Genomic DNA, 22,609 nt, shown 5'->3' with positions numbered 1-22,609 from the left:
GGGATTTCACCCTGATGGCCGACCTGACCCTGCCGCCGGGCCGCCATGCGGTGATCGGCGCGTCGGGGTCCGGGAAATCCACGCTGCTGTCGCTGATCGGCGGCTATCTGGCGCCCGACCGGGGGCGGCTGCGCTGGCAGGGGCGCGATCTGGGTCTACTGCCGCCGGGCCGCAGGCCGGTCACGACGCTGTTTCAGAACCACAACCTGTTCCCGCATCTGAGCGTCGCGCAGAATGTCGGCATGGGCCTGCGCCCCGACCTGCGGCTGGACCGCGACCAGCGGGACCGGGTCACGCGCGCGCTGGATCAGGTCGGGCTGGCGGGCACCGGCCCGCGCCGCCCCGGCGATCTGTCCGGCGGCCAGCAGAGCCGCGTGGCGCTGGCCCGCGCCCTGCTGCGCGCCCGGCCCATCCTGCTGCTGGACGAGCCCTTCGCCGCCCTCGGCCCGGCGCTGAAATCCGAGATGCTGGCCCTGCTGGCCGATCTGGCGGGGGATGCGACGGTGCTGATGGTCACCCATGACCCGGCGGATGCCCGCGCCTTCGCCCCCACCACCCTGCTGATCGAGGATCACCGCGTCCACCCGCCCCTCCCGACCGGGCCGCTCTTGGACGATCCGCCGCCGGGCCTGCGCGCCTATCTGGGCTAAGGCTTGCATGCACCGCATCCTGCCCCCTATCCTGCGGCGATGACCCGAACCATCGCGCTGATCGGGGCCGGCCCCCGCGCGCTTGGCGCCTTGGAGGCGCTGGCCCGCCTGCCGGGGCCCGCGCGGCCCCGCGTCACCCTGTTCGACCCCACCCCCTGGCCCGGTGCGGGGGCGAATTTCGCGCCCGACCAGTCGGTGCTGTGCCTGCTGAACGTGGCACTGCGGGGGATCGACCTGCCCGCGTCGCCTGTGGGCTTTCCCGACCTGGCCGATTGGCTGGGCGCCTGCGATCCCGACCGCTATCCGCAGCGGGCCGAGCTGGGGGCCTATCTGATGGCCCGGCTGGCCGCGCTGATCGAGGGCGGACCCCTTGCGGTGGTCCGGGATGCGCGGCGCATCGACCGGATCGCCCCGGATGCCGGGGGCTGGCGCGTGGGGGATGCGCGCTTCGACCAGGTGCTGCTGGTGCCGGGCCAGCCCCGGTCGCGGCCCGACGACCAGCTGGCGCGCTGGATGGCGCATCGCCCCGACAGGGTAGTGCCCGCCTATCCCGACCACCGGCTGCTGCGCCGGGCGCAGGGCTGGGCGGGGCTGACCGTCGCGGTGCGCGGCCTGGGCCTGTCGACGATGGATGTGCTGCGCCTGCTGACCGAGGGGCTGGGCGGGCGGTTGCGCGACGGGACCTATCACCGCTCGGGGCGGGAACCGGCGCGCATCCTGCCCTTTTCGCTGGACGGGCTGCCGCCCTTTCCCAAGCCCGGATCGCAGGCGCTGGACCGCGCGCTTGACCCCCTGCCCGAGGAGACGGACGCCTTCCGCCGCGCGCTGGACCATGCCCTGACCCTGCCGCCCGATGCCGCGGCCGAGGCTTTGATCCCCCCCGTGGCCCGCGCCGCCGCGCGGATCCTGGGCTGCGATCCCGCCATCCCCGCCGCCTGGCTGCGCCAGGAGATCCGCGACCCCGCATCCCAGCATCAGGGCGGCCCCCGCGCCCTGCTGGATCACGGCATCGCCATGGCCTCGGGGCGGGCGGCACCGGATGCGGGCTATGTCATCGGGGCGCTGTGGCGCAAATGGCAGAACCCGCTGCGCCGGGCCTTCAACCCCGCCGATCCGCCCGCCCCCACCGCCAAGGCGCTGATCGCGCTGGACGAGGGGCTGAAGCGCTATTCCTACGGCCCGCCGCTGGACATGTCGGAACGGCTGGCGGCGCTGATCGATGCGGGGTTGGTCGATCCCCGCGCCGCGGACGATCCCGACATCACGCTGACCGATCGCGGCTGGCGGCTGGAGGGCGCGACCCGGGCCGAGGCCGATGTGATTGTCGATGCCGTCCTGCCGCCCCCGGCGCTGGACCGGCTGGACGACCCGCTGCTGCTGGACCTGCAGCGCCGGGGTCTGGCGCGCGCCCATCCGGCGGGGCCGGGGCTGGATGCGGGCGCGGACGGCGTGCTGATCGGGGATCGCGGCCCGGTGCCGGGGCTGGCCGCCTTGGGCCGCATCACCATGGGCCGGGTGATCGCGGCGGACAGCATCCATGACTGCTTCGGCGCCGCCGCCGACCGATGGGCCGCCATGGCCGCGGCGGGCGCGTGAAAATTGCACGATCTGCGAGATAAGCTGATGCATGCGCCCGGCCAATCCTGCTAGCCTTGCGCCAGAGGACATCACGGGAGGATTTCATGTTCCATCGCATCGCCGTCGCCGGTTCGGCGCTGGCCCTGACGGCCGCGCTGGCGGGCGCGCCCCAGGCCCAGGCCCAGGACTTCATCAATGTGCTGACCGGCGGGACGTCCGGGGTCTATTACCCCCTGGGCGTCGCCCTGTCCGAGATCTATGCCGCGGGCATCGACGGCGCGCGCACCCAGGTCCAGGCCACCAAGGCATCGGTCGAGAACCTGAACCTGCTGGCCCAAGGCCGGGGCGAGATCGCCTTCGCCCTGGGCGACAGCGTCCAGATGGCCTGGGAGGGCAACGAGGAGGCGGGCTTTCCGCGCCCCCTGACCGAGCTGCGCGCCATCGCCGCGATCTATCCCAACTATATCCAGATCGTGGCCGATGCCGGCGCGGGCGCCACCACGCTGGAGGATCTGCGCGGCAAGACCCTCTCCGTGGGCGCCCCCGCATCGGGGACCGAGCTGAACGCCCGCGCGATCTTTGCCGCCGCCGGGATGGGCTATGACGATCTGGCCCGCGTCGAATACCTGCCCTATGCGGAATCGGCTGAGCTGATCAAGAACCGGCAATTGCAGGCGACGCTGCAATCCTCGGGGCTGGGCGTGGCCTTCATCCAGGACCTGTCGGCCACCCATGACATCACCATCGTCGAGATCCCCGAGGATGTCGTGACCGCCATCGGCGAACCCTTCGTCCCCGCCACCATCCCGGCGGGCACCTATGCGGGCATCGACCAGGACATCGCCACCGCGGCGGTGGGAAACATGCTGATCACCCATGAAGGCGTCCCGGAGGAGACCGCCTATCAGATGACCAAGCTGATGTTCGACAACCTGGACCGCATGCGCAGCGCCCATGGCGCGGCGGGCGACATCACCGCCGAGACGGCGCTGGACGGCCTGCCCATCCCGCTGCACCCGGGCGCCGAACGCTATTATCGCGAGATCGGCCTGATCGACTGACCCCCCCCCAGCCCGCGCCGAAAGGGCGCGGGCATCCCCCCTTGCGGAGCGCGCCATGAGATCCCCCACCCCCGCCAGCGGGCCCGTCCCGGCCGACCGGAACCGCCTGGACCCCAATGCCGAGGCCGAGGTCAGCGAGGGCCTGCCCCCCGGCTTCGGCACCGGCATCCCCGGCCGCGTGGCCTTCTGGCTGGCGGTGGTGTTCTCGCTGTTCCAGCTGTGGGCGGCGGCCTATGGCACCCTGCCCAGCCAGATCGTGCGGGCGATGCATGTGGGGTTCCTGCTGCTGCTGGGCTTCGTGCTGGTGGGCAACCTGGTGGCGCGCAGCCGCATGGGCCAGGCCTTCTACTGGGCGCTCGGGCTGTTGGGCTTTTCCACCGGGCTCTATCAATGGATGGAATATGTGCCGCTGATCCGGCGCACGGGGTTTCTGAACCAGACCGACCTGATCATGGGCACCGTCCTGATCGTGCTGGTCTTCGAGGGCGCGCGGCGGCTGATGGGCTGGCCCTTGGCGGTGATCGCGGGGATCTTTCTGGCCTATTGCTTCTTTGGTCAGCACCTGCCCGCGCCCTTCATCCATCGCGGCTATGGCTATGACCAGATCATCGAGCATTTCGCCTTCGGCACCGAAGGCATCTATGGCAGCCCGATCTATGTCAGTTCGGCCTATATCTTCATCTTCGTGGTCTTCGCGGCGTTTCTGGAACGGGCGGGGATGCTGAACCTGTTCAACGATTTCGCGCTTGGCATGGTGGGCCATGTACGGGGCGGGCCCGCGCAGGTGGCCACGCTGTCCTCGGCGCTGATGGGCACGATCTCGGGCTCGGGGGTGGCGAATGTGGTGGCCTCGGGCCAGTTCACCATCCCGATGATGAAGAAGTCGGGCTTTCGCCCCGCCTTCGCGGGCGGGGTCGAGGCGACGGCATCCATGGGCGGCCAGATCATGCCGCCGGTCATGGGCGCGGTGGCCTTCATCATGGCCGAGACGCTGAACGTCCCCTATGCCCGCGTCGTGCAGGCGGCGGTGATCCCGGCGATCCTCTATTTCGGGGTGGTGTTCTGGATGGTCTGGCTGCAGGCCGGGCGCGACAACCTGCGTGGCCTGCCGCGCGAGAGCCTGCCGAATCCCTGGCACGCGGTGCGCGACCAGTGGCCGCTGGTCCTGCCGCTGGCGGCGCTGGTCTATCTGCTCTTTGCGGGCTATACGCCGATCTTCGCGGGGACGATGGGGCTGGCACTGGTGACGGTGCTGATCCTGGGCACGCCGCTGGCCGCGATGATCGGGCCGTTTGCCTTCCGCATGGTCTTCTGGGTGGCGCTCGGGGTGGCGGCGGCCAGCTTCGTGGAGTTCGGCGTCAACCTGCTGGCCATCGTCATCGCGGGGCTGATGGTCGCCTGCGCGCTGCTGAAGGGCGCGCGCCCCACGCTCGGGATCATCCGCGACGCGCTGGCACAGGGGGCCAGGAACGCCCTGCCGGTGGGCATGGCCTGCGCGATCGTGGGCATCGTGATCGGCACGCTGACACTGACCGGCATCGCATCGACCTTCATCGGGGCGATCATCGCGGTGGGCCAGAACAACCTGTTCCTGTCGCTGCTGCTGACCATGCTGACCTGCCTGGTGCTGGGCATGGGCATCCCGACCATCCCCAACTACATCATCACCTCGTCGCTGGCCGGCCCCGCGCTGCTGGAGCTGGGGGTGCCGCTGCTGGTCAGCCACATGTTCGTCTTTTATTTCGGGATCATGGCGGACCTGACGCCGCCGGTCGCGCTGGCCTGCTTTGCCGCCGCCCCCATCGCGAAATCGACGGGGCTGAAGATCTCGATGCAGGCGATCCGGCTGGCGGCGGCGGGGTTCATCATCCCCTTCATGGCGGTCTATACGCCGTCGCTGATGCTGCAGGACGGGGGCGCCATCGCCGAGGCCTGGGGCTATCCGGTCGAGGTGGCCTTCGTTCTGGTCAAGACGGTGGTCGGCGTGGGCCTCTGGGGGGTGGCGGTGGTCGGATACCTCTTTGGCCGCACGACCTTGGGCGAACGGCTGCTGGCCATGGCGGCGGGGGTGTCGATGATCCTGGCCCTGCCCAACAGCGATGCGATCGGCTTTGGCCTGGCGCTGGCCTTTCTGGCTGCGCATGGGCTGCGGCTGCGGCGGGCATGATCTGTCTGGGTGCCGGGGCGGCGGTGATCCTGGCGCTGAGCGGGCCGGATTTCACGCTGGACTGGTCCCATTCCGTGACCCGCGACCGCTGGTGGGAACGCTGGCGCGCCGATGCCGCGGGGCTGGCCCCGGTCGAGGCGCGCATCGCCGGGCCCGGCGCGGGGATCGACCTGCCCCCCGATGCCGTTCTGCGCGACGGCGTGTGGCATTTCACGCCCCATCTGCCGCCCCGCCCCGAGGTCACGCTGGCCGCATCCGGGGCCACGGGCGGGGCTTGGCGGATCTGCGCCCGGGGCGAATGCCACGCCCTGCCCGAGGACCGCGGCCCGATCCGCCTGTGGCAGGCGGCCGATTGCGATCAGGGCTGAAACCGCCAGACCGCCTGCCCATCCGCCGGATCGGTCAGCCGATGGGCGCGGATGCCGAAGACCCGGCCCAGCAGCGCGGGCTCCAGCACCCGGTCGGGCGGCCCCGCCCGGACCAGCCGACCCGCCTGCATCACCGCCACCCGGTCGCAGCGCAGCGCGTGGTTCAGGTCATGCAGCGCGATGACCACCGCGATGCCCAGCCCCGTCACCAGGTCCAGCAGCTGCAGCTGGTGGCGGATGTCCAGATGGTTCGTCGGCTCGTCCAGCAGCAGGATTTGCGGCGCCTGGACCAGGGCGCGGGCGATATGGACCCGCTGGCGTTCGCCCCCCGAAAGCGAGGCCCAGTCCCGGTCCTCCATCCCCGCCAGCCCGACGCGGGCCAGGCCGTCCGCAACGCGCGCGTCGTCCGCCGGGCCCCAGGGATTGTCGCGGTCCAGCCAGGGGATGCGGCCCAGACCTGCGGCCCCCGCCACGGTCAGCCGGTCGGCCGTGTCGGCGAATTGCGCGACGAAGGCCAGCCGGCGGGCGACCGCGCGGCGGGGCATCCGGGCGATGTCCCGCCCGTCCAGCAGGACCCGGCCCGTATCCGCCCGCGCCAGCCCCGCCAAGGCCCGCAGCAGGGTCGACTTGCCCGACCCGTTGGGACCGACCAGGCCCAGAACCTCGGCCCGCCCGACCCGCAGCGAGACATCGTCCAGCACCCGGGCCCGGCCGCGGCGCAGATGCAGGGCGCGCGCCTCCAGCACGGTCATCGGGGGCCTCCGTGGCGGATCAGGATGACGGCGAAGATCGGCGCGCCGATCAGCGCGGTCACCACGCCGATGGGCAGGACCTGGCCCGGGATGACGATGCGCGACAGGATGTCGGCCCCCACCAGAAAGACCGCCCCGATCAGCGCCGATGCCGGGATCAGCCGCCCATGCCCGGTGCCGACCAGCATCCGCGCCGCATGCGGCACGACCAGCCCGACAAAGCCGATGGCCCCCGCGATGGACACCATCACCGCCGCGGCCATGGCCGTGACGCCGATCAGCACCACGCGCACCGGGCCCACCCGGACGCCCAAGGCGGCGGCGGCCTCGGGGCCGAAGGCGAAGGCGTCCAGGCTGCGCGCATGGGCCGTCACCACGACCAGCGCGACAAGCGCCGCGGGCAGGGCCAGATGCACATCGGGCCAGCGCACCCCCGACAGGTTCCCCAACAGCCAGAACATCAGCCCGCGCGCCTGTTCCGCATTGGCCGATCGCGCGATGATGAAGGCCGTCAGCGCGTTGAACAGCTGCGACCCCGCGATGCCGGCCAGCACGATCTGGCTCGTCGCCTGCGCGCCCGCGCCGGCCAGCCGCGCCAGCCCCGCGACCAGCAGGAACGCCCCTACCGCCCGCCAGCGCCCCCGCCCCCATCGGCACCATGCCCGCGCCGAGGCCCGCCACCGTGACCAGCACGGCCCCGGTCGAGGCCCCCGCCGATATGCCCAGCAGCCACGGATCGGCCAGCGCATTGCGCAGCAGCGATTGCAGGACCAGCCCGCAGATCGCCAGCCCCGCCCCGCAGGCCCCGCCACCAGCGTGCGCGGCAGGCGATAGGCGCGCACGATCCCCGCCTCGATCGCATCGGGCGCGGGCAGGCCCAAGACCGGCCCCGCCAGCGCCCGCAGGACGGTGCCGGGGGGATGGGCGGGCGTCTCGCCGATGCAGATGCCGGCCAGCAGCGTGACCGCCAGCACCGCCCCCACCCGCAGCGCGGCACCGCCCCGCCCCGCGCGCAAGCGCCCCGGGGGCGGCCAGGGATCCGTCCGTCACGGGGCCAGCCCGGCCATGGCCTCGGTCAGGGCCTCCAGCCCGTCGAACATGCGCAGGCCCGCATGCATCGCCTCGGCATCCAGGATGACGATGCGATCCTCGCGCACGGCGGTCATGCGGCTGGTCACCGGGTCGGACCGCAGGAAGTCCAGCTTGGCCTCGTGATCGTCGGCGGGAAAGCGGCGGCGGTCCATCCGCGCGATCACGATGACCGAAGGATCGGCGCGGGCGATGCTTTCCCAGCCCACGGTCGGCCATTCCTCGTCCGACTGCACGACGTTGCGCAGGCCCAGCTGGTCCAGCATCCAGGCCGGGATGCCGCGCGCCCCCGCGACATAGGGATCGACCTCCAGATGCGCGGAAGAAAACCAGACCACCGCCGAGGCGTCGGGCAGGTCCAGCCCCCGAGCCCGGTCCACCGCCGCCGCCTGCCGGGCGCGCAGATCGGCCTGCAGCGCCCGCCCGCGATCGCCCAGGCCCATCATCCGCGCCATCTGGTCGACCGAGGCATAGAGCGTCTCGATGTCGAAATCCGCCTCGCGCGTGCCGTCGGCGCCCACGGTATTGTCCTTGGCCGCGCAATCGGTCGGCATGACATAGACGGGGATGCCCAGATCGGCGAACTGTTCGGGCCGACCGACCACGCCCTGCGCGCCGATCATCCATTCGAACATGGTCACCACCAGGCCGGGCCGGCGGTTCACCACGGATTCGAAGCTGGGCATGTTGTCGGCGATGCGCGGCACGCCCGCATCGGCATCGGCATGCCGGGGCAGCACCGCGTTGAACCACAGCGCGGTGCCCGCCATGCGGTCCTCGGCGCCCAAGGCATAGAGGATCTCGGTCGTGGACTGGCCGATCGAGACGACATTGGCGGGCGGTTCGGCCAGCGTCACGGTGCGGCCGCAATTCTCGATGGTCAGGGGGTGGTCGGCCAAGGCCGCCGCGGGGAACAGCGCCAGCAGGGCCAGCGGCAGGATACGCGTCATCTGTCTTCCTTCCCGAAAACAGGGGGAAGGGCCGCGACGGACCGCACGCGATGCCAGACGGGACGCGCCATGCCGGACCCGCCCGCGCACCCCGCCCGGTTCAAGTGTCAAGCGATGGCAGGTCTCCTGACTGGCGGATACGGCGTCCCCGGCCTTCCCATCCCGCAGGGGGACAGTGGCATCGTCGGGGGGCCTGGCCGCTTACAGTTGCGGGGGCAGTCGCGGGTTCGGCGCCTGATGGCTACACCTCACCGCGTTCCCTTTTCACCCGCGCGCAGCCTGTGGCGCACGGGAACCATCGGCGCCTGCATGGCCCGCGCGCGCCCGGGCGTCAAGCGCGCATCACAGGATCCACAGCCGGATCAGCCAGGCGACGGCCCCCAGGGCCGCCACGCTGGCCACCCACAGGGCCACGAACCACGCGATCCGCGACAGGCCGCGGGGCATCAGTGATACCCCTCGTTCGGGTCGATCTTGCCGCGGAACACCCAATAGGAATAGGCGGTATAGGACAGGATGATCGGGATCAGCACCGCCGCGCCGACCAGCATGAAGATCTGGCTGTTCTCGGGGGCGGCGGCCTCCCAGATGGTGACCTCGACCGGGACGATATAGGGATACATGGAATAGCCCAGCCCCGCGAAGCCCAGGACGAACATCCCCAAGGCGCAGAGGAACGGCCAGTAGTCGTGATGGCGCACCATCAGCGTGCGGAACATCCCCAAGGCCAGCAGGCCCACCATCGCGGCGACGCCTGCTGCCAGCACGATGTTCCAGCCCCCGAACCAGCGGCTGTAATAGCCGTCCTGCAGGAACGGCGTCCACAGGCTGACCACGCCCATGAAGGCCACCGTCGCCAGGCCCAGCAGCCAGGCCCGGCCGCGCATGCGTTCCTGCAGGCGGCCTTCGGTCTTCATGACCAGCCAAGTCGCGCCCAGCAGCATGTAGCCCACCGCGACCGCCAGCCCGACCATCAGCGTGAAGGGCGTCAGCCAGTCCCACCAGCCGCCGGAATAGCTGCGCGCGGCCTTGTCGATGTCGATCCCCTGCAGCAGCCCGCCCAAGGCCACGCCCTGCGCGACGGCCGCCATGGTCGATCCGCCGATGAAGGCCAGATCCCAGACCGGGCGCCAGCGCTTGGTCTTCCATCGGAACTCGAAGGCGACGCCGCGAAAGATCAGCGCCAGCAGCATCACGATGATCGGGACGTAAAGCGCGGGCAGGATCAGCGCATAGGCCAGCGGAAAGGCCGCGAAGAGGCCGCCGCCCCCCAGGACCAGCCAGGTCTCGTTGCCGTCCCAGACCGGGGCCACGGAATTCATCATCACGTCACGGTCATGGCCCTCGGGCTCGACCGCGAACAGCATGCCAAGGCCCAGGTCGAACCCGTCCAGCACCACATAGACCAGCACCGCGAAGGCGATGATGAAGGCCCAGATGACGGTCAGGTCGAAGGATACTCCGTCTGCGATGGGCATGGTCATTCTCCGGGCTGGATGCTGCGGGTCTTGTGCTGCTGGGCGGGGGTGGTGCCGGCGGTGCGGATGGGACCGTCGGCATGGTCCTTCATCCGCGGTTCGGCCACCACCGGGGCGCGGTTCATCAGCCGCATGATATAGTATGTCCCGGCCCCGAACACCGCGAAATAGACGATGACGAAGGCGATCAGCGAGGACCCCACCGCCGCCGCGTCCAAGGGCGCCGCGCTATCCGCGGTGCGCAGATAGCCATAGATCGTGTAGGGCTGGCGGCCGACCTCGGTCGTGATCCAGCCCGCCAGCACCGCGACCAGCCCCGATGGCGCCATGATCAGCGCCGCGCGGTGCAGCATCGGGCTGTCGAACAGCGTGCCGCGCCAGCGCGACCAGGCTGACCACAGCCCGATCCCCAGCATCGCGAAGCCCAGCATCACCATCACCCGGAAGGACCAGAAGACGATGGCGACGGGGGGCTGATCCTCGATCGGGATGGTGTCGAGCCCCGCCAGCGGCGCGTTCAGGTCATGCTTCAGGATCAGCGAGGACAGCTTGGGGATGCCGATGGCGTAATCCAGCCGCTGTTCGGCCTGATTGGGCAGGCCGAACAGATAGAGCGGCGCGCCTTCGGGATGGCTTTCGAAATGACCCTCCATCGCCATGACCTTGGCGGGCTGATGTTCCAGCGTGTTCAGCCCGTGGATGTCGCCCAGAAAGATCTGCACCGGCGCAAAGATCGTGGCCATCCACATCGCCATCGAAAACATTGTCCTCGTGGCCGGGCTGACCCGGTCGCGGCGGTGGCGGTGGCGCAGCAGGTGCAGCGCCGCCACGCCGCCCACGATGAAGGCCGTGGTCAGATAGGCCGCCGTCACCGTATGCGCCAGACGATAGGGGAAGGAGGGGTTGAAGATCACCTGCCAGAAATCCGTGGGCAGGAACTGGCCCGTATCGGGGTCGATCATGAAGCCCGCGGGTGTGTGCATCCAGCTGTTCACCGACAGGATCCAGAAGGCGGATATCGCCGTGCCCACCGCCACCGCCAGGCAGGCGATCATGTGCAGCGTGGGCCCCACCCGGTCGCGGCCGAAGAGCATGATCCCCAGGAACCCGGCCTCCAGGAAGAAGGCCGACAGGACCTCATAGGCCATGGGCGCGCCGATGGTCGGCCCCGCCTTGTCGGAAAAGACCGACCAGTTGGTGCCGAACTGATAGGACATGACGATGCCCGACACGACGCCCATCGCAAAGGCCAGGGCGAAGATCTTGACCCAGTACCGGAACAGATCCAGGTATTTCGTGTCCTTGGTCCACAGCCACAGCCCGTTCAGCACCGCCAGAAAGCTGGCCAGGCCGATGGTGAAGGCGGGGAACAGGAAATGAAAGCTGACGGTAAAGGCGAACTGGATTCGCGCCAGCAGCACGGCATCGGCAGTCTCGAACATCGGGTGCCTTTCACGGCGGGGGCACGCGCCTTGGGCGTGGCCGGTTCAGATGCGGCGCGGGCGCGCCCATGACCCGACTGTGCCAGCATGGCGGCGCGATGCAACCCGCCGCCATGTCGCAGCCCCGCGCCGCTGTGGCGCGTCTGCATCACCGCGCGTCAGTAGCGGCGGGTGCGCTGTTCGTGGGTGCGCAGGCTGTCGCAGATGCGCGTTTCCGGGTCCAGGCGGACATAGTCCTGCGCGCTGATGACCTGCATCTCCATCCGGCGGTTCCAGCCGCCGAACCAGCGGTCGCGGATACCGTTGCGATAGAAATTCCCCATGATCTGATCGACATAGGGCGGGATGATCTGCGTGCCCTGGATGCGCGGCGCGTGGAACCCGATGCGCGCGTTCGGCCCCAGGCAGGCATTGGGCATGGTCGTCAGGATCGTGCAGGCCGACCGGCAATAGCCGCGGATGCGCACCTCGCGCCCCGATGCGGCCAGCTGTTCGCGGGTGCGCACCATCTCCAGCACGTTGCCGCCGCGATTGTCCCAGACCTCGATATAGGGGCCGTTGCGCTGGATGCTGGACTGCTGCGCGGCGGCGGGGGCGGCCAGCGCGGCGGAGAGGGTCAGGGCAAGGGCGATCAGGGCTTTCTTCCCCGCCAGAGTGCCGCCGCGGCGGGGCCAAGTGAAATCACGTTCCGGCGACGACGTGATGGACCCCCGGAGGGCCCGGGCGCGTTCCCCCGGTGATCCACGTGACGACCACGCAACGAAAGGAAGACCCATGTTCCGTCTGCTGAAGCTGTTCGCCCTGTTCAAGCTGTTCCGCCGGTCGCGCCGCCACCGGTAAGCGCCTCTTTTCCCGACGGGGCGAATCGCTTATGTGCGGCGGATGCAGCAGAACCCGCCCGATCTTCGCCCCGACCTCGCCCGTGCGCGCGTGCCCGACGACCGCCGCGACGGCCAGCCGACCATCGGCATGGTCTCGCTCGGCTGTCCAAAGGCGCTGGTGGACAGCGAACGCATCCTGACCCGCCTGCGGGCCGAGGGCTATGCGATCAGCGCGGATTACCACGGCGCCGATGCCGTGGTGGTCAATACCTGCGGCTTCCTGGACAGCGCCAAGGCCGAAAGCCTGGACGCCATTGGCGAGGCGCTGCGCGAGAACGGACGCGTCATCGTCACCGGCTGCCTGGGGGCCGAGCCAGACTACATTACCGGCGCACATCCCAAGGTTCTGGCCGTCACCGGTCCGCATCAATACGAACAGGTTCTGGACGCGGTCCATGCCGCGGTGCCGCCGCGCCCCGACCCCTTCATTGACCTGCTGCCGGCATCGGGCGTCAGCCTGACGCCGCGGCATTACAGCTATCTGAAGATCTCGGAGGGCTGCAATCACAAGTGCAGGTTCTGCATCATCCCCGACATGCGCGGCCGCCTGGCCAGCCGACCGGCCCATGCCGTGATCCGCGAGGCGGAACGCCTGGTGCAGGCCGGCGTCAAGGAACTGCTGGTCATCAGCCAGGATACCAGCGCCTATGGGCTGGACCTGAAGCATGCCACCGATCGCGGGCACCGCGCCCATATCACCGATCTGGCGCGCGATCTGGGGTCGCTCGGGGCTTGGGTGCGGCTGCATTACGTCTATCCCTATCCGCATGTGCGCGACCTCATCCCGCTGATGGCGGACGGATTGGTGCTGCCCTATCTGGACATCCCCTTCCAGCACGCCCATCCGGACGTGCTGCGGCGCATGGCCCGGCCCGCAGCGGCGGCCAGGACGCTGGACGAGATCGCCGCATGGCGCGCGGTCTGCCCCGAGATCACCCTGCGTTCCACCTTCATCGTCGGTTACCCCGGCGAGACCGAGGCCGAATTCCAGACCCTGCTGGACTGGCTGGACGAGGCGCAGCTGGATCGCGTCGGCGCCTTTCAATATGAAAACGTCAAGGGCGCGCGGGCCAACGACCTGCCCGATCATGTCGCCCCTGATCTCAAGCAGGACCGCTTCGAGCGCTTCATGGAAAAGGCACAAGCCATCAGCGCCGCCAAGCTGGCCGCCAAGGTCGGCACCCGGATCCAGGTCATCGTGGACGAGGTCGATGCGGACGGCGCCACCTGCCGCACCAAGGCCGACGCCCCCGAGATCGACGGCAACCTGTTCATCGATCAGGGCTTTGACGGCCTGGCCCCCGGCGATATGGTGACCGTGACGGTGGACGAGGCGGGCGATTATGACCTTTGGGGAACACGCGACGACGGCTGAGACGGTTACGCGGCTGCGCACGGTGCTGGCGATCAGCCCGGCCTTCGACCCCGAGGGCCGGCCGCGCAAGCCCGGCGCGCTGTGCATCGGCGCGCAGAAGGCCGGGACGAGCTGGCTGGCCCAGATGCTGGGCCAGCATCCCCAGATCTGGATCCCTCCCTTCAAGGAGGTGCAGTATTTCAACCATCTGCACATCCCCGAACACCGCCGCTGGATCGGCTGGCATTACCGCAACAAGCCGCAGGAGATCCGCGACCGCCACGTCTTCCGCGAGGTCCCGCTGGATCCAGCGCTGGACGCCTATCTGACCGCGATCACCGCGGGCAAGATGTTCCACAACCAATGGTACAAGCGCGTCTTCGCCCCCGCCCCCGCCCATGCCATCCCGATGGATTTCACCCCCGAATATTCCGGCCTGCCCGAGGCGGGGGTCGATGCGGTCCATGCGCTGCTGCCCAAGGCGCGGGTGATCTATCTGCTGCGCCACCCGGTCGACCGCGCCATATCCCAGCTGCGCATGAACCTGCGCCGCGAGAAACGCGCCCCCGCCACGCTGGAGGACTGGCTGGCCGAGGTCGCGAACCCCGTGCTGGACGAACGCGGCGATTATGCGGCCTATCTGCCGCGCTGGCTGGCACGCTATCCCGACATGCTGGTCATCCCCTTCGGCCGCATCGCGCGCGAGCCGCATCTGGTGATGGACGAGGTCGAGGCCTATCTGGGCATCGGCCCGATGGCCTATGGCAACCTGGATCAGAAGGTCTTTGCCAACGCCCCCGGCCTGATGCCCCCGCCCGAGGCCGTGGCCGCGCTGGAGGCCCGCCTTGCCCCCCAGGTCGATGCCGTGCGCGCGATCATGGGCCGCGATTTCGCGGACCGGATGCGCTGACCTTTCCCCGGCGGCCCGAATGCCCTAGAAAGCCGCAAATTGCAGGAGATTCCCCATGGCGGCCTATCAGTTCGTCTATCACATGGACGGCGTGTCCAAGACCTATCCCGGCGGCAAGAAGGTCTTCGAGAACATCCGTCTGAACTTTCTTCCCGGCGTCAAGATCGGCGTCGTCGGCGTCAATGGCGCCGGCAAATCCACCCTGCTGCGCGTCATGGCGGGCTGGGACAAGGATTTCTCGGGCGAGGCCTGGGCCGCCAAGGGCGCGACCGTGGGCTATCTGCCCCAGGAACCCCAGCTGGACGAATCGCTGGATGTGCGCGGCAACGTGATGCTGGGCGTGGCCGCGAAAAAGGCCATCCTCGACCGCTACAACGACCTGGCGATGAACTATTCCGACGAGACGGCCGAGGAGATGGCCGCCCTGCAGGACCAGATCGACGCCGAAAACCTGTGGGATCTGGACAGCCAGATCGACGTGGCGATGGAAGCCCTGCGCTGCCCGCCCGACGATGCGGATGTGACCACCCTGTCGGGCGGCGAAAAGCGTCGCGTGGCGCTCTGCAAGCTGCTGCTTGAGGCGCCGGACATGCTGCTTCTGGACGAACCGACCAACCACCTGGACGCGGAAACCATCGCCTGGCTGCAAAAGCACCTGATCGAATATCCGGGCACGATCCTGACCGTGACCCATGACCGCTATTTCCTGGACGACATCACCAGCTGGATCCTGGAGCTGGATCGCGGCCGGGGCATCCCCTACGAGGGGAACTACTCGGCCTGGCTGGAACAGAAGGCCAAGCGGCTGGAACAGGAATCCCGCGAGGACAAGTCCAAGCAGAAGGTCCTGGAGCGCGAGCTGGAATGGATCCGCGCCGGCGCCAAGGCGCGCCAGGCGAAATCCAAGGCCCGGATCAACGCCTATAACGAGCTGGCCAACCAGTCCGAGCGCGACAAGCTGTCCCGCGCCCAGATCATCATCCCCAACGGCGAACGCTTGGGCAACAAGGTGATCGAGGTCGAGGGCCTGAAGAAGGCCATGGGCGACAAGCTCTTGATCGAGGATCTGACCTTCAGCCTGCCGCCCGGCGGCATCGTCGGCGTGATCGGCCCCAACGGCGCGGGCAAGTCGACGCTGTTCCGCATGCTGACCGGCAACGAGGCCCCCGACGAGGGTCAGATCACCTTCGGCGACACGGTCCAGCTGTCCTATGTGGACCAGTCCCGCGACGCCCTGGACCCCAACGCGACTGTCTGGGAGGAAATCAGCGGCGGCGCCGAACAGATCGTGCTGGGCGATGCGCAGATGAACAGCCGCGCCTATTGCTCGGCCTTCAACTTCAAGGGCGGCGACCAGCAGAAGAAGGTGGGCCAGCTCTCGGGCGGGGAACGCAACCGCGTCCACATGGCCAAGCTGCTGAAATCGGGCGGCAACGTCCTGCTGCTGGACGAACCGACCAACGACCTGGACGTGGAGACGCTGCAGGCGCTGGAGGCCGCGCTGGAGGATTTCGCCGGCTGCGCGGTGATCATCAGCCACGATCGTTTCTTCCTCGACCGTCTCTGCACCCATATCCTGGCCTTCGAGGGCGACGCGCATGTCGAATGGTTCGAGGGCAACTTCCAGGCCTACGAGGAGGACAAGATCCGCCGCCTCGGCCCGGATTCCGTGAACCCGACCCGGGTGAAGCACAAGAAGTTCACCCGCTGACCTCAGCGCCCCTCCGGTTCCGGCCCCGTGCCGGCCGGGGGGGTCCGGGGGGCTGGCCCCCCGGCGTCGCGGGACGCACTATCGGGCGCGGGCGGGCCGAAATGCTCGGCTGCCGGCTCCTCGACCGCTTCGGTCGCCATCAGGCGGCGCAGGGCCTGGCGGAAATCATCGGCGGGCGCATGGACCAGCGCCGCCGCATCGCCGCCCTCGGTCAGATGCTCGGCCACGATGCGGTGGCCCAGCCCATAGCCTGTCCATTTCCGCATCCGCCCCCGGCCCATGAACCAGTCGCCGTGATCATGATCGCGCCGGGCCCAGCCCGTGGCCGCCTGTTTCAGAACGCCCGTGCCCGGCCGCACCTGGTCCCAGGGGTCGGCTGGCCCGCCCAGCACCTGCAGCACGAAATGCCCGGCCAGCCCCTCGGTGACCAGCGCCTCGCCCAGGGACCGGCCATATCCCGGCCCCTCCCACCGGGCAAGGTGATGCATCTCATGGACCAGCGTGCGGCGGAAATGCTCGGGCGCAACGCGGGCGGGGTCCAGCATCAGCTCGATGATGCCGGGCGCCGGGGCATGGCCGCCGATCCCCCATTCCGGGATGACCCCGTCCCCCGCCCGCACCACCAGGTCGAATCGCGGCAGGTCCAGATGATCCTCGACCAGCGCCACGACCTCGCGCGCATGGGCGCGGATCTCGGCCATGATGGGCGTCAGCGCGCCGCGCGCGTTCAGCATGTGCAGCTGCCAGATCGGCATGGCTCTCTCCCTCGGGTCCCGCGGGGTCAGACCTCGGGGACCAGCACCTCGCGCTTGCCGACATGGTTGGCGCTGCTGACGACGCCCTGCTCCTCCATCTGCTCGACCAGCCGCGCGGCCTTGTTATAGCCGATGGCCAGCTTGCGCTGGATATAGCTGGTCGAACATTTGCGGTCCTTGGCCACGATCATCACCGCCTGATCATAGAGCGCGTCGTCGCCCCCGTCGCCGCCGCCCAGGCCCAGAACCGCGTCGATATCGTCGGCCTTCTCCTCGTCCACGCCCTCGACCACGCCGGACTTATAGCTGGGGGGACCGAAGGATTTCAGATGGGTCACCACCTCCTCGACCTCCTCGTCGCTGACGAAGGGGCCGTGGATGCGGGTGATCCGCGCGCCGTTGCCCATATAGAGCATGTCGCCCTGGCCCAGCAGCTGTTCGGCCCCCTGTTCGCCCAGGATGGTGCGGCTGTCGATCTTGGATGTGACCTGAAAGCTGATCCGGGTGGGGAAGTTCGCCTTGATCGTGCCGGTGATGACATCGACCGAGGGGCGCTGCGTGGCCATGATCAGGTGGATGCCCGAGGCCCGCGCCATCTGCGCCAGGCGCTGGATGCAGGCCTCGATCTCCTTGCCCGCGACCATCATCAGGTCGGCCATCTCGTCCACGATGACGACGATATAGGGGAAGGTCTCGGGCTGGAATTCCTCGGTTTCCCAGATGGCATCGCCGGTATCCTCGTCGAAGCCGGTCTGGACGGTGCGCTTGAACAGCTCGCCCTTGGACAGCGCCTCGCGGACGCGGCCGTTATAGCCCTCGATGTTGCGGACGCCCATCTTGGACATCTTGCGATAGCGGTCCTCCATCTCGCCCACGACCCATTTCAGCGCCACGACGGCCTTCTTGGGGTCGGTGACGACCGGGGACAGCAGATGCGGGATGCCGTCATAGACCGACAGTTCCAGCATCTTGGGGTCGATCATGATCAGCCGGCATTCATCCGGGGTCAGCTTGTACAGCAGCGACAGGATCATTGTGTTGATCGCCACGGATTTCCCCGAACCGGTGGTGCCCGCGATCAGCAGGTGGGGCATCTTGGCCAGGTTCGCCACGACCGGATCGCCGCCGATATCCTTGCCGAGCGCCAAAGGCAGCGGCTGCGTGCCGTCGCCAAAGGCGCGGCTGGCGAAGATCTCGCGCAGCAGGACCTTTTCGCGCCGCGCATTGGGCAACTCGATCCCGATGACGGTGCGGCCCGGAACGGTGCTGACCCGCGCCGACAAGGCCGACATGGACCGCGCGATGTCATCGGCCAGGCCGATCACCCGGCTGGCCTTCAGGCCCGGCGCGGGCTCCAGTTCGTAGAGCGTGACGACCGGGCCGGGCCTGACCTCGGTGATCTGGCCCTTGACGCCGTAATCGTCCAGCACCGCCTCCAGCATGCGGGCGTTCTCCATCAACGCCTCCTGCGAGACGGGGACGGCATCGGCATCGGTCGGCGCCGACAGCAGGTCCAGCGGCGGGCGCTCATATCCCATGCCCGTCTCCTCCGGCCGGGGGCGGGGGCGGGGCGGGCGGGGGCCGCGGGCTTCTGCGTCACGACCACGGGGTCGGGGTGGTCCTCGGGGTCGTCCTCGGGATGGGCGGGCGCAGGGGCGCCGTCACGTGCCAGGCGCTGCGCCACGGCCTTCAGGACCGAGGATTTCGCAGTGCTGGACCGGATCGCGTCGCTGATGCGGCCGCGCACCTCCTCGTCCGAGGGGGCGTCGGTGTCGAAATCGATGTCGCGTTCGATCAGCTCGGGTTCGGGCATGTCGGATTCCAGCTCGAATGCCGGGGGCGGGGCGGGCTTGCGCCGCGCCTTGGGGGCCGCGGCCTCGCGCGCGGGGGCGGATCGCCCGCGGGCGGCGCAGCCGCGCCACGCCCGCAGCCGCCGCCCCGCCCGCGGCCATCGCGCCCTGCCCCGCCGTGCCCAGGCCCCGGCGGAACCGCATCCAAAGGCCCCGCAGCTCCAGCCGGTCGAAGCCCAGAACGAAGGCCCCCGCCGCGACCAGCGCCAGCGCCACCAGCAGGGCAGCCACGCGGATGCCCAGCTGCGCCTTCATCGGCAGCAGGTTCAGCATCGCGCCCATCATCATGTCGCCGAAATGCCCGCCCAGCCCGTAATTCTGCTGCCATCCCGGGCCGGGGACCAAGGTGCTGGCATAGATCGAGGCCAAGGCCACCGCCAAGGGCGTGAAGATCCCGCGCATCAGCCGGTCCTCGCCCTTGTGCAGCATCAGCCGCAGGCCCCAGACCCAGGCCGCGACGACCAGCATCCAGGCGCCCATCCCCGCGATCATCACCAAGGCCGAGGCGATCATCGCCCCCGCGCCGCCCAGCATGTTCTGCGCGGGCGCGTCGGTGGCCGATCCGAAGCTGGGATCATCGGGGGACCAGCTACCCAGCATCATGGCGATCAATGCGCCCAGGACGATCAGGCCCGCACCGATCGCCTCCTTCAGGCGGCGTTCCAGCGCGGCCTGGGTGGATTGGTCGAAGAGCGGATCGCGGTGTTTCGCCTGCCAGCTTGCCATGTCCTCAACCCCCCGTTTCGTCGTAAAGCACGGCCCTGAGCCGCGTCAGCGCCGCGCGGGTCTGGTCCGCATCGGCCACCAAGGCCACGCGGATGAAGCCCGCGCCCGGGTTCACCCCGTCCACCGCCCGCGCCAGATAGGCCCCGGGCAGCACCTGGATGCCCGCCCGCGACCACAAAAGGCGCGCGGCCTCCTCGCCATCCGCGACGGGCAGCCACAGAAAGAAGCCCCCCTGCGGCGCGCGATATCCGGGGATGTCGCCCAGAACCGCGTCCGCGATGCGGTATTTTTCCTGATAGAGCGCCAGGCTGGCCGCGACGTGATCCTCATCGCCCCAAGCGGCGGCGCTGACCCGCTGCACGGGCAGCGGCAGGGGCGCGCCGGCATAGCTGCGCAGCCGCCGCATTTGGGCGATCTGCGCGGGCCCGCCCGCCGCAAAGCCCGAGCGCAGCCCCGGCAGGTTCGACCGCTTGGACAGCGAATTGAACATCACCACCCGGTCCGCCAGGCCCAGCTCCGTCGCCACGGCCAGGGCGCCCGGCGGGGGCGCGTCGCGCCAGATCTCGGAATAGCATTCATCGGCCAGGATCAGGAAATCATGCCGCTCGGCCAAGCGGATCACCTGCGCCAGCCAGTCGCGGTCGGCCACCGCGCCCTGCGGATTGGCGGGCGAACACAGATAGGCCAGCGCCACCCGGTCCAGCAGCGCCGGATCGAGGCCCGCGTAATCGGGCAGGTTGGCCGTATCGGGCGTCGCGGGGACAAAGACCGGATCGGCCCCCACCGCCGCCGCCGCCACCGCATAGACCTGATAGAAGGGGTTCGGGATCAGCACCGCGGGCCGCTGCCCGGCCTTCGTTTCGGGGCAGAGCGCCAAGGCCGCGTTGAACAGCCCCTCGCGCGTGCCGTTCAGCACCATCAGCCGGTCCGGCGTGACGGTCAGGCCATGGCGGCGGTCCAGCCAGCCGCCGATCGCCGCCAGCAATTCGGGCGCGCCCTCGTTCGGGGGGTATTTCGCGAATTCGGACAGGCTGTCCGCCAGGACCGGCCCCACGAAATCCGGCATCGGGTGGCGGGGTTCGCCGATGGTCAGGATCATGGGGGATTCGCCCGGGGCCAGCCCAGGCTGCAGATCCGCCAACAGCGCCCGCAGACGCGGAAACGCGTAGTCGGGCAGGTTCGAGAACCGCTCGGGGAATGTCATTTCTGCCTCGCTCTCGGGGTCTTCGCCCCGTTCCTTGGCGGAAACTTTAGCGTGATCGCGCCCTTGCGTCCAGCAAAGACCGGGTCAGGCCAGCGCCGCCTCGGCCCCTGCCGCCACGCGCAGCAGATGCCGGTCGCGCCCCGCATGCCCCATCAGCGAGATCCCGCAGGCCGGATGCCCCGTCGGCAGCGTGACCGAGGGCAGGTTCATCAGGTTCGCGATGCGCGTGTTGCGCAGCGTCAGCAGGTTGGCACGCACGAATTCCGCCGTCTCGGTCATCAGCCGTTCGCGGTCGGGCGGCAGGATCGGCACGGTGGGGACCAGCACCGCGTCATAGCCGCCGGTGACCTCCTTGATCCATTTGCGGCGGATCCGCGCCAGGCTTTCCCAGGCCGCGACGTAATCGGGGCCGCTGACATCCGCCCCGCCGCGGAACCGTTCCAGGATGGGCTGCCACATCAGTTCGGGCGCATCCTCGATCTGGGCGCGCCAGATGCCATAGGCCTCGGGGGCGAACAGCTGGGGCGACAGCGCCATGGCCTTGTCCAGCCAGTCGGTCGAGACATGGGCGATCTGCGCCCCGGCCCGGGCCAGCCGGTCCACCGCGTCCTGAAAGGCGGTGACGGGGCCGGTCTCGGCCTCGTCGAAGGGCAGGCCCTCCAGCACCATCAGGCGCAGGCCGCGGACGGTCGCGCCATCCAGATCCGGCGCGGGCTGATCGGCCATCAGCGCGAAGATCTGGGCGCAATCCTCGACCGTGCGGGCGATGGGGCCGGCGATGTCGAATTTCCGCGCCAAGGGCACCACGCCCTTTTCGGGCAGCGCGCCCTGCGTGGGCTTGAACCCCACCAGCCCGTTCCAGGCCGCGGGCACCCGGATGGATCCGCCGGTATCCGTGCCCACCGCCGCCGCCGCCAGCCCCAAGGCCACCGACACCGCCGCCCCGGAGGACGATCCCCCCGGCGCCAGGTCGGGGTCCAGCGCATTGGGCGGCGTCGCCGTGCGCGGGTTCAGCCCCAGCCCGGAAAAGGCCAGTTCCGTCATATGCGTCTTGCCCAGGCAGATCATGCCGCGCCGCGCCGCGCGGGCCAGGATATTGGCATCCTTGCGCGGCACCCGCCCCTCCAGCAGGCGCGATCCGGCCTCGGTCACGGTGCCGCCGCTGTCGATATTGTCCTTCCAGCTGATGGCCACGCCATCCAGCAGGCTCTGGCGGCGTTCCTGCTTGGCGCGGTCATGGGCGGCCACGGCCTCGGACCGGGCGCGGGCGGGGGTCAGCCGGGCATAGATGCGGTCGCAGTCGGGGTGATCCTTTGCGGCGGCCAGATAGGCCTCGGTCTGATCGATGGGGTCCAGGACGCCCGCCAAGATGGCGCGGCCCTGCTGGGTCGCCGATGCGCGCAACCAATCCATTCAGAAATCCACCGCGATGCCATTCTTTTCGTAATCGCCGTAGCGGACGGGTTCCGGCCCCTCGCGGCCGCCATATTCCTTGGGCAGGATCTGGGCTGTGCGGGCGCGGCGGCGTTCCTCGGCCTCGGCCAGGGCGCGCTGTGCGGCGGGCGGCAGGTCGGGTTTGGCATCGCTCATGGAACAATCCTCCGAATGAGGCTATGGGGCGGGATCAGTCTTGAACATCACTTAGGCAAAGGAAAGCGTTTTGGCAAAGCCGGGCGGCGATAT

At 69.5% G+C, this 22,609-nt stretch carries 19 protein-coding genes, 2 pseudogenes and 1 riboswitch; of the genes and pseudogenes, 8 read left to right on the top strand and 13 right to left on the bottom strand.

Features of this window, described 5'->3' with window-relative positions; translation table 11 throughout:
- The first annotated feature begins 14 nt into the window (after positions 1-14).
- From JHW48_RS01220 to JHW48_RS01200, 5 genes are all read left to right on the top strand, one after another.
- Positions 15-650: a thiamine ABC transporter ATP-binding protein gene (locus JHW48_RS01220; protein WP_119886220.1), complete on the top strand. Its 636-nt coding sequence runs from the start codon at positions 15-17 to the stop codon at positions 648-650.
- Between the two features lie 39 nt (positions 651-689).
- Complete coding sequence (locus JHW48_RS01215) at positions 690-2,246, top strand: FAD/NAD(P)-binding protein (RefSeq protein WP_119886212.1); 1,557 nt, start codon at positions 690-692, stop codon at positions 2,244-2,246.
- A gap of 86 nt (positions 2,247-2,332) precedes the next feature.
- Positions 2,333-3,289: a TAXI family TRAP transporter solute-binding subunit gene (locus JHW48_RS01210; RefSeq protein ID WP_119886213.1), complete on the top strand. Its 957-nt coding sequence runs from the start codon at positions 2,333-2,335 to the stop codon at positions 3,287-3,289.
- A 55-nt stretch (positions 3,290-3,344) separates the two neighbouring features.
- Complete coding sequence (locus JHW48_RS01205; protein ID WP_119886214.1) at positions 3,345-5,456, top strand: TRAP transporter permease; 2,112 nt, start codon at positions 3,345-3,347, stop codon at positions 5,454-5,456.
- On the top strand, positions 5,453-5,824 hold the full coding sequence (locus JHW48_RS01200; protein ID WP_119886215.1) for a DUF1850 domain-containing protein: 372 nt from the start codon (positions 5,453-5,455) through the stop codon (positions 5,822-5,824). Before JHW48_RS01205 ends, JHW48_RS01200 begins: the two co-directional genes overlap by 4 nt.
- Here the strand turns inward: JHW48_RS01200 and JHW48_RS01195 are convergent.
- From JHW48_RS01195 to JHW48_RS01165, 7 genes and pseudogenes are all read right to left on the bottom strand, one after another.
- On the bottom strand, positions 5,815-6,576 hold the full coding sequence (locus tag JHW48_RS01195) for an ABC transporter ATP-binding protein (RefSeq protein ID WP_119886216.1): 762 nt from the start codon (positions 6,574-6,576) through the stop codon (positions 5,815-5,817). The genes JHW48_RS01200 and JHW48_RS01195 overlap by 10 nt on opposite strands.
- Positions 6,573-7,592: pseudogene (locus tag JHW48_RS01190) on the bottom strand (FecCD family ABC transporter permease). The gene JHW48_RS01195 and the pseudogene JHW48_RS01190 overlap by 4 nt, the downstream one beginning before the upstream one ends.
- Before the next feature lie 30 nt (positions 7,593-7,622).
- A complete protein-coding gene (locus JHW48_RS01185) occupies positions 7,623-8,615 on the bottom strand; it encodes an ABC transporter substrate-binding protein (RefSeq protein WP_119887393.1) in 993 nt (330 codons plus the stop codon).
- A gap of 99 nt (positions 8,616-8,714) precedes the next feature.
- Positions 8,715-8,929, bottom strand: a riboswitch (cobalamin riboswitch).
- A gap of 28 nt (positions 8,930-8,957) precedes the next feature.
- The gene (locus tag JHW48_RS01180) at positions 8,958-9,062 is read right to left on the bottom strand and encodes a DUF2474 family protein (RefSeq protein ID WP_119887392.1); all 105 of its coding nucleotides are present in this window, start codon (positions 9,060-9,062) and stop codon (positions 8,958-8,960) included.
- Positions 9,062-10,093: a cytochrome d ubiquinol oxidase subunit II gene (gene cydB / locus JHW48_RS01175; RefSeq protein WP_119887395.1), complete on the bottom strand. Its 1,032-nt coding sequence runs from the start codon at positions 10,091-10,093 to the stop codon at positions 9,062-9,064. Before cydB ends, JHW48_RS01180 begins: the two co-directional genes overlap by 1 nt.
- A gap of 2 nt (positions 10,094-10,095) precedes the next feature.
- Complete coding sequence (locus tag JHW48_RS01170; protein WP_119887391.1) at positions 10,096-11,535, bottom strand: cytochrome ubiquinol oxidase subunit I; 1,440 nt, start codon at positions 11,533-11,535, stop codon at positions 10,096-10,098.
- Positions 11,536-11,693: 158 nt separating this feature from the next.
- A complete protein-coding gene (locus JHW48_RS01165; protein ID WP_240637945.1) occupies positions 11,694-12,311 on the bottom strand; it encodes a hypothetical protein in 618 nt (205 codons plus the stop codon).
- A 106-nt stretch (positions 12,312-12,417) separates the two neighbouring features.
- Between JHW48_RS01165 and rimO the strand changes: the two genes are divergently transcribed.
- Genes rimO through ettA form a run of 3 tightly spaced genes read left to right on the top strand, consistent with a single transcriptional unit; the run spans position 12,418 to position 16,391 of the window.
- Entirely contained in the window at positions 12,418-13,791 is a 1,374-nt protein-coding gene (gene rimO, locus JHW48_RS01160; protein WP_170152349.1) for a 30S ribosomal protein S12 methylthiotransferase RimO, read from the top strand.
- The gene (locus tag JHW48_RS01155) at positions 13,760-14,680 is read left to right on the top strand and encodes a sulfotransferase family protein (protein WP_119887389.1); all 921 of its coding nucleotides are present in this window, start codon (positions 13,760-13,762) and stop codon (positions 14,678-14,680) included. The genes rimO and JHW48_RS01155 overlap by 32 nt, the downstream gene beginning before the upstream one ends.
- A gap of 55 nt (positions 14,681-14,735) precedes the next feature.
- Positions 14,736-16,391, top strand: coding sequence for an energy-dependent translational throttle protein EttA (ettA, locus tag JHW48_RS01150; RefSeq protein ID WP_119887388.1), 1,656 nt, complete (start codon positions 14,736-14,738; stop codon positions 16,389-16,391).
- Positions 16,392-16,393: 2 nt separating this feature from the next.
- Here the strand turns inward: ettA and JHW48_RS01145 are convergent, their stop codons facing one another.
- The 6 genes and pseudogenes from JHW48_RS01145 to JHW48_RS01125 all read right to left on the bottom strand — a co-directional run bounded on the left by JHW48_RS01145 (position 16,394) and on the right by JHW48_RS01125 (position 22,516).
- Positions 16,394-17,146: a DUF2268 domain-containing putative Zn-dependent protease gene (locus JHW48_RS01145; protein WP_119887387.1), complete on the bottom strand. Its 753-nt coding sequence runs from the start codon at positions 17,144-17,146 to the stop codon at positions 16,394-16,396.
- Between the two features lie 26 nt (positions 17,147-17,172).
- A pseudogene (locus tag JHW48_RS18625) lies at positions 17,173-18,684 on the bottom strand (DNA translocase FtsK); the annotation flags it as partial.
- 123 nt (positions 18,685-18,807) lie between these two features.
- Positions 18,808-19,722: a DNA translocase FtsK 4TM domain-containing protein gene (locus tag JHW48_RS18620; RefSeq protein ID WP_419182399.1), complete on the bottom strand. Its 915-nt coding sequence runs from the start codon at positions 19,720-19,722 to the stop codon at positions 18,808-18,810.
- A 4-nt stretch (positions 19,723-19,726) separates the two neighbouring features.
- Positions 19,727-20,926, bottom strand: a complete 1,200-nt coding sequence (locus JHW48_RS01135; protein ID WP_119886268.1) for an aminotransferase class I/II-fold pyridoxal phosphate-dependent enzyme — start codon at positions 20,924-20,926, stop codon at positions 19,727-19,729.
- Between the two features lie 84 nt (positions 20,927-21,010).
- The gene (locus JHW48_RS01130; protein WP_119886269.1) at positions 21,011-22,339 is read right to left on the bottom strand and encodes an amidase; all 1,329 of its coding nucleotides are present in this window, start codon (positions 22,337-22,339) and stop codon (positions 21,011-21,013) included.
- The gene (locus JHW48_RS01125; RefSeq protein WP_119886270.1) at positions 22,340-22,516 is read right to left on the bottom strand and encodes a DUF1674 domain-containing protein; all 177 of its coding nucleotides are present in this window, start codon (positions 22,514-22,516) and stop codon (positions 22,340-22,342) included.
- Positions 22,517-22,609 lie beyond the last annotated feature (93 nt).

The sequence above is a fragment of the Paracoccus aestuarii genome (genome assembly GCF_028553885.1).
GTDB classification, from domain to species: Bacteria; Pseudomonadota; Alphaproteobacteria; order Rhodobacterales; family Rhodobacteraceae; genus Paracoccus; species Paracoccus aestuarii.
The sequence above is the reverse complement of the archived record's forward strand: the minus strand, read 5'-3'. Positions and strand labels throughout refer to the sequence as shown.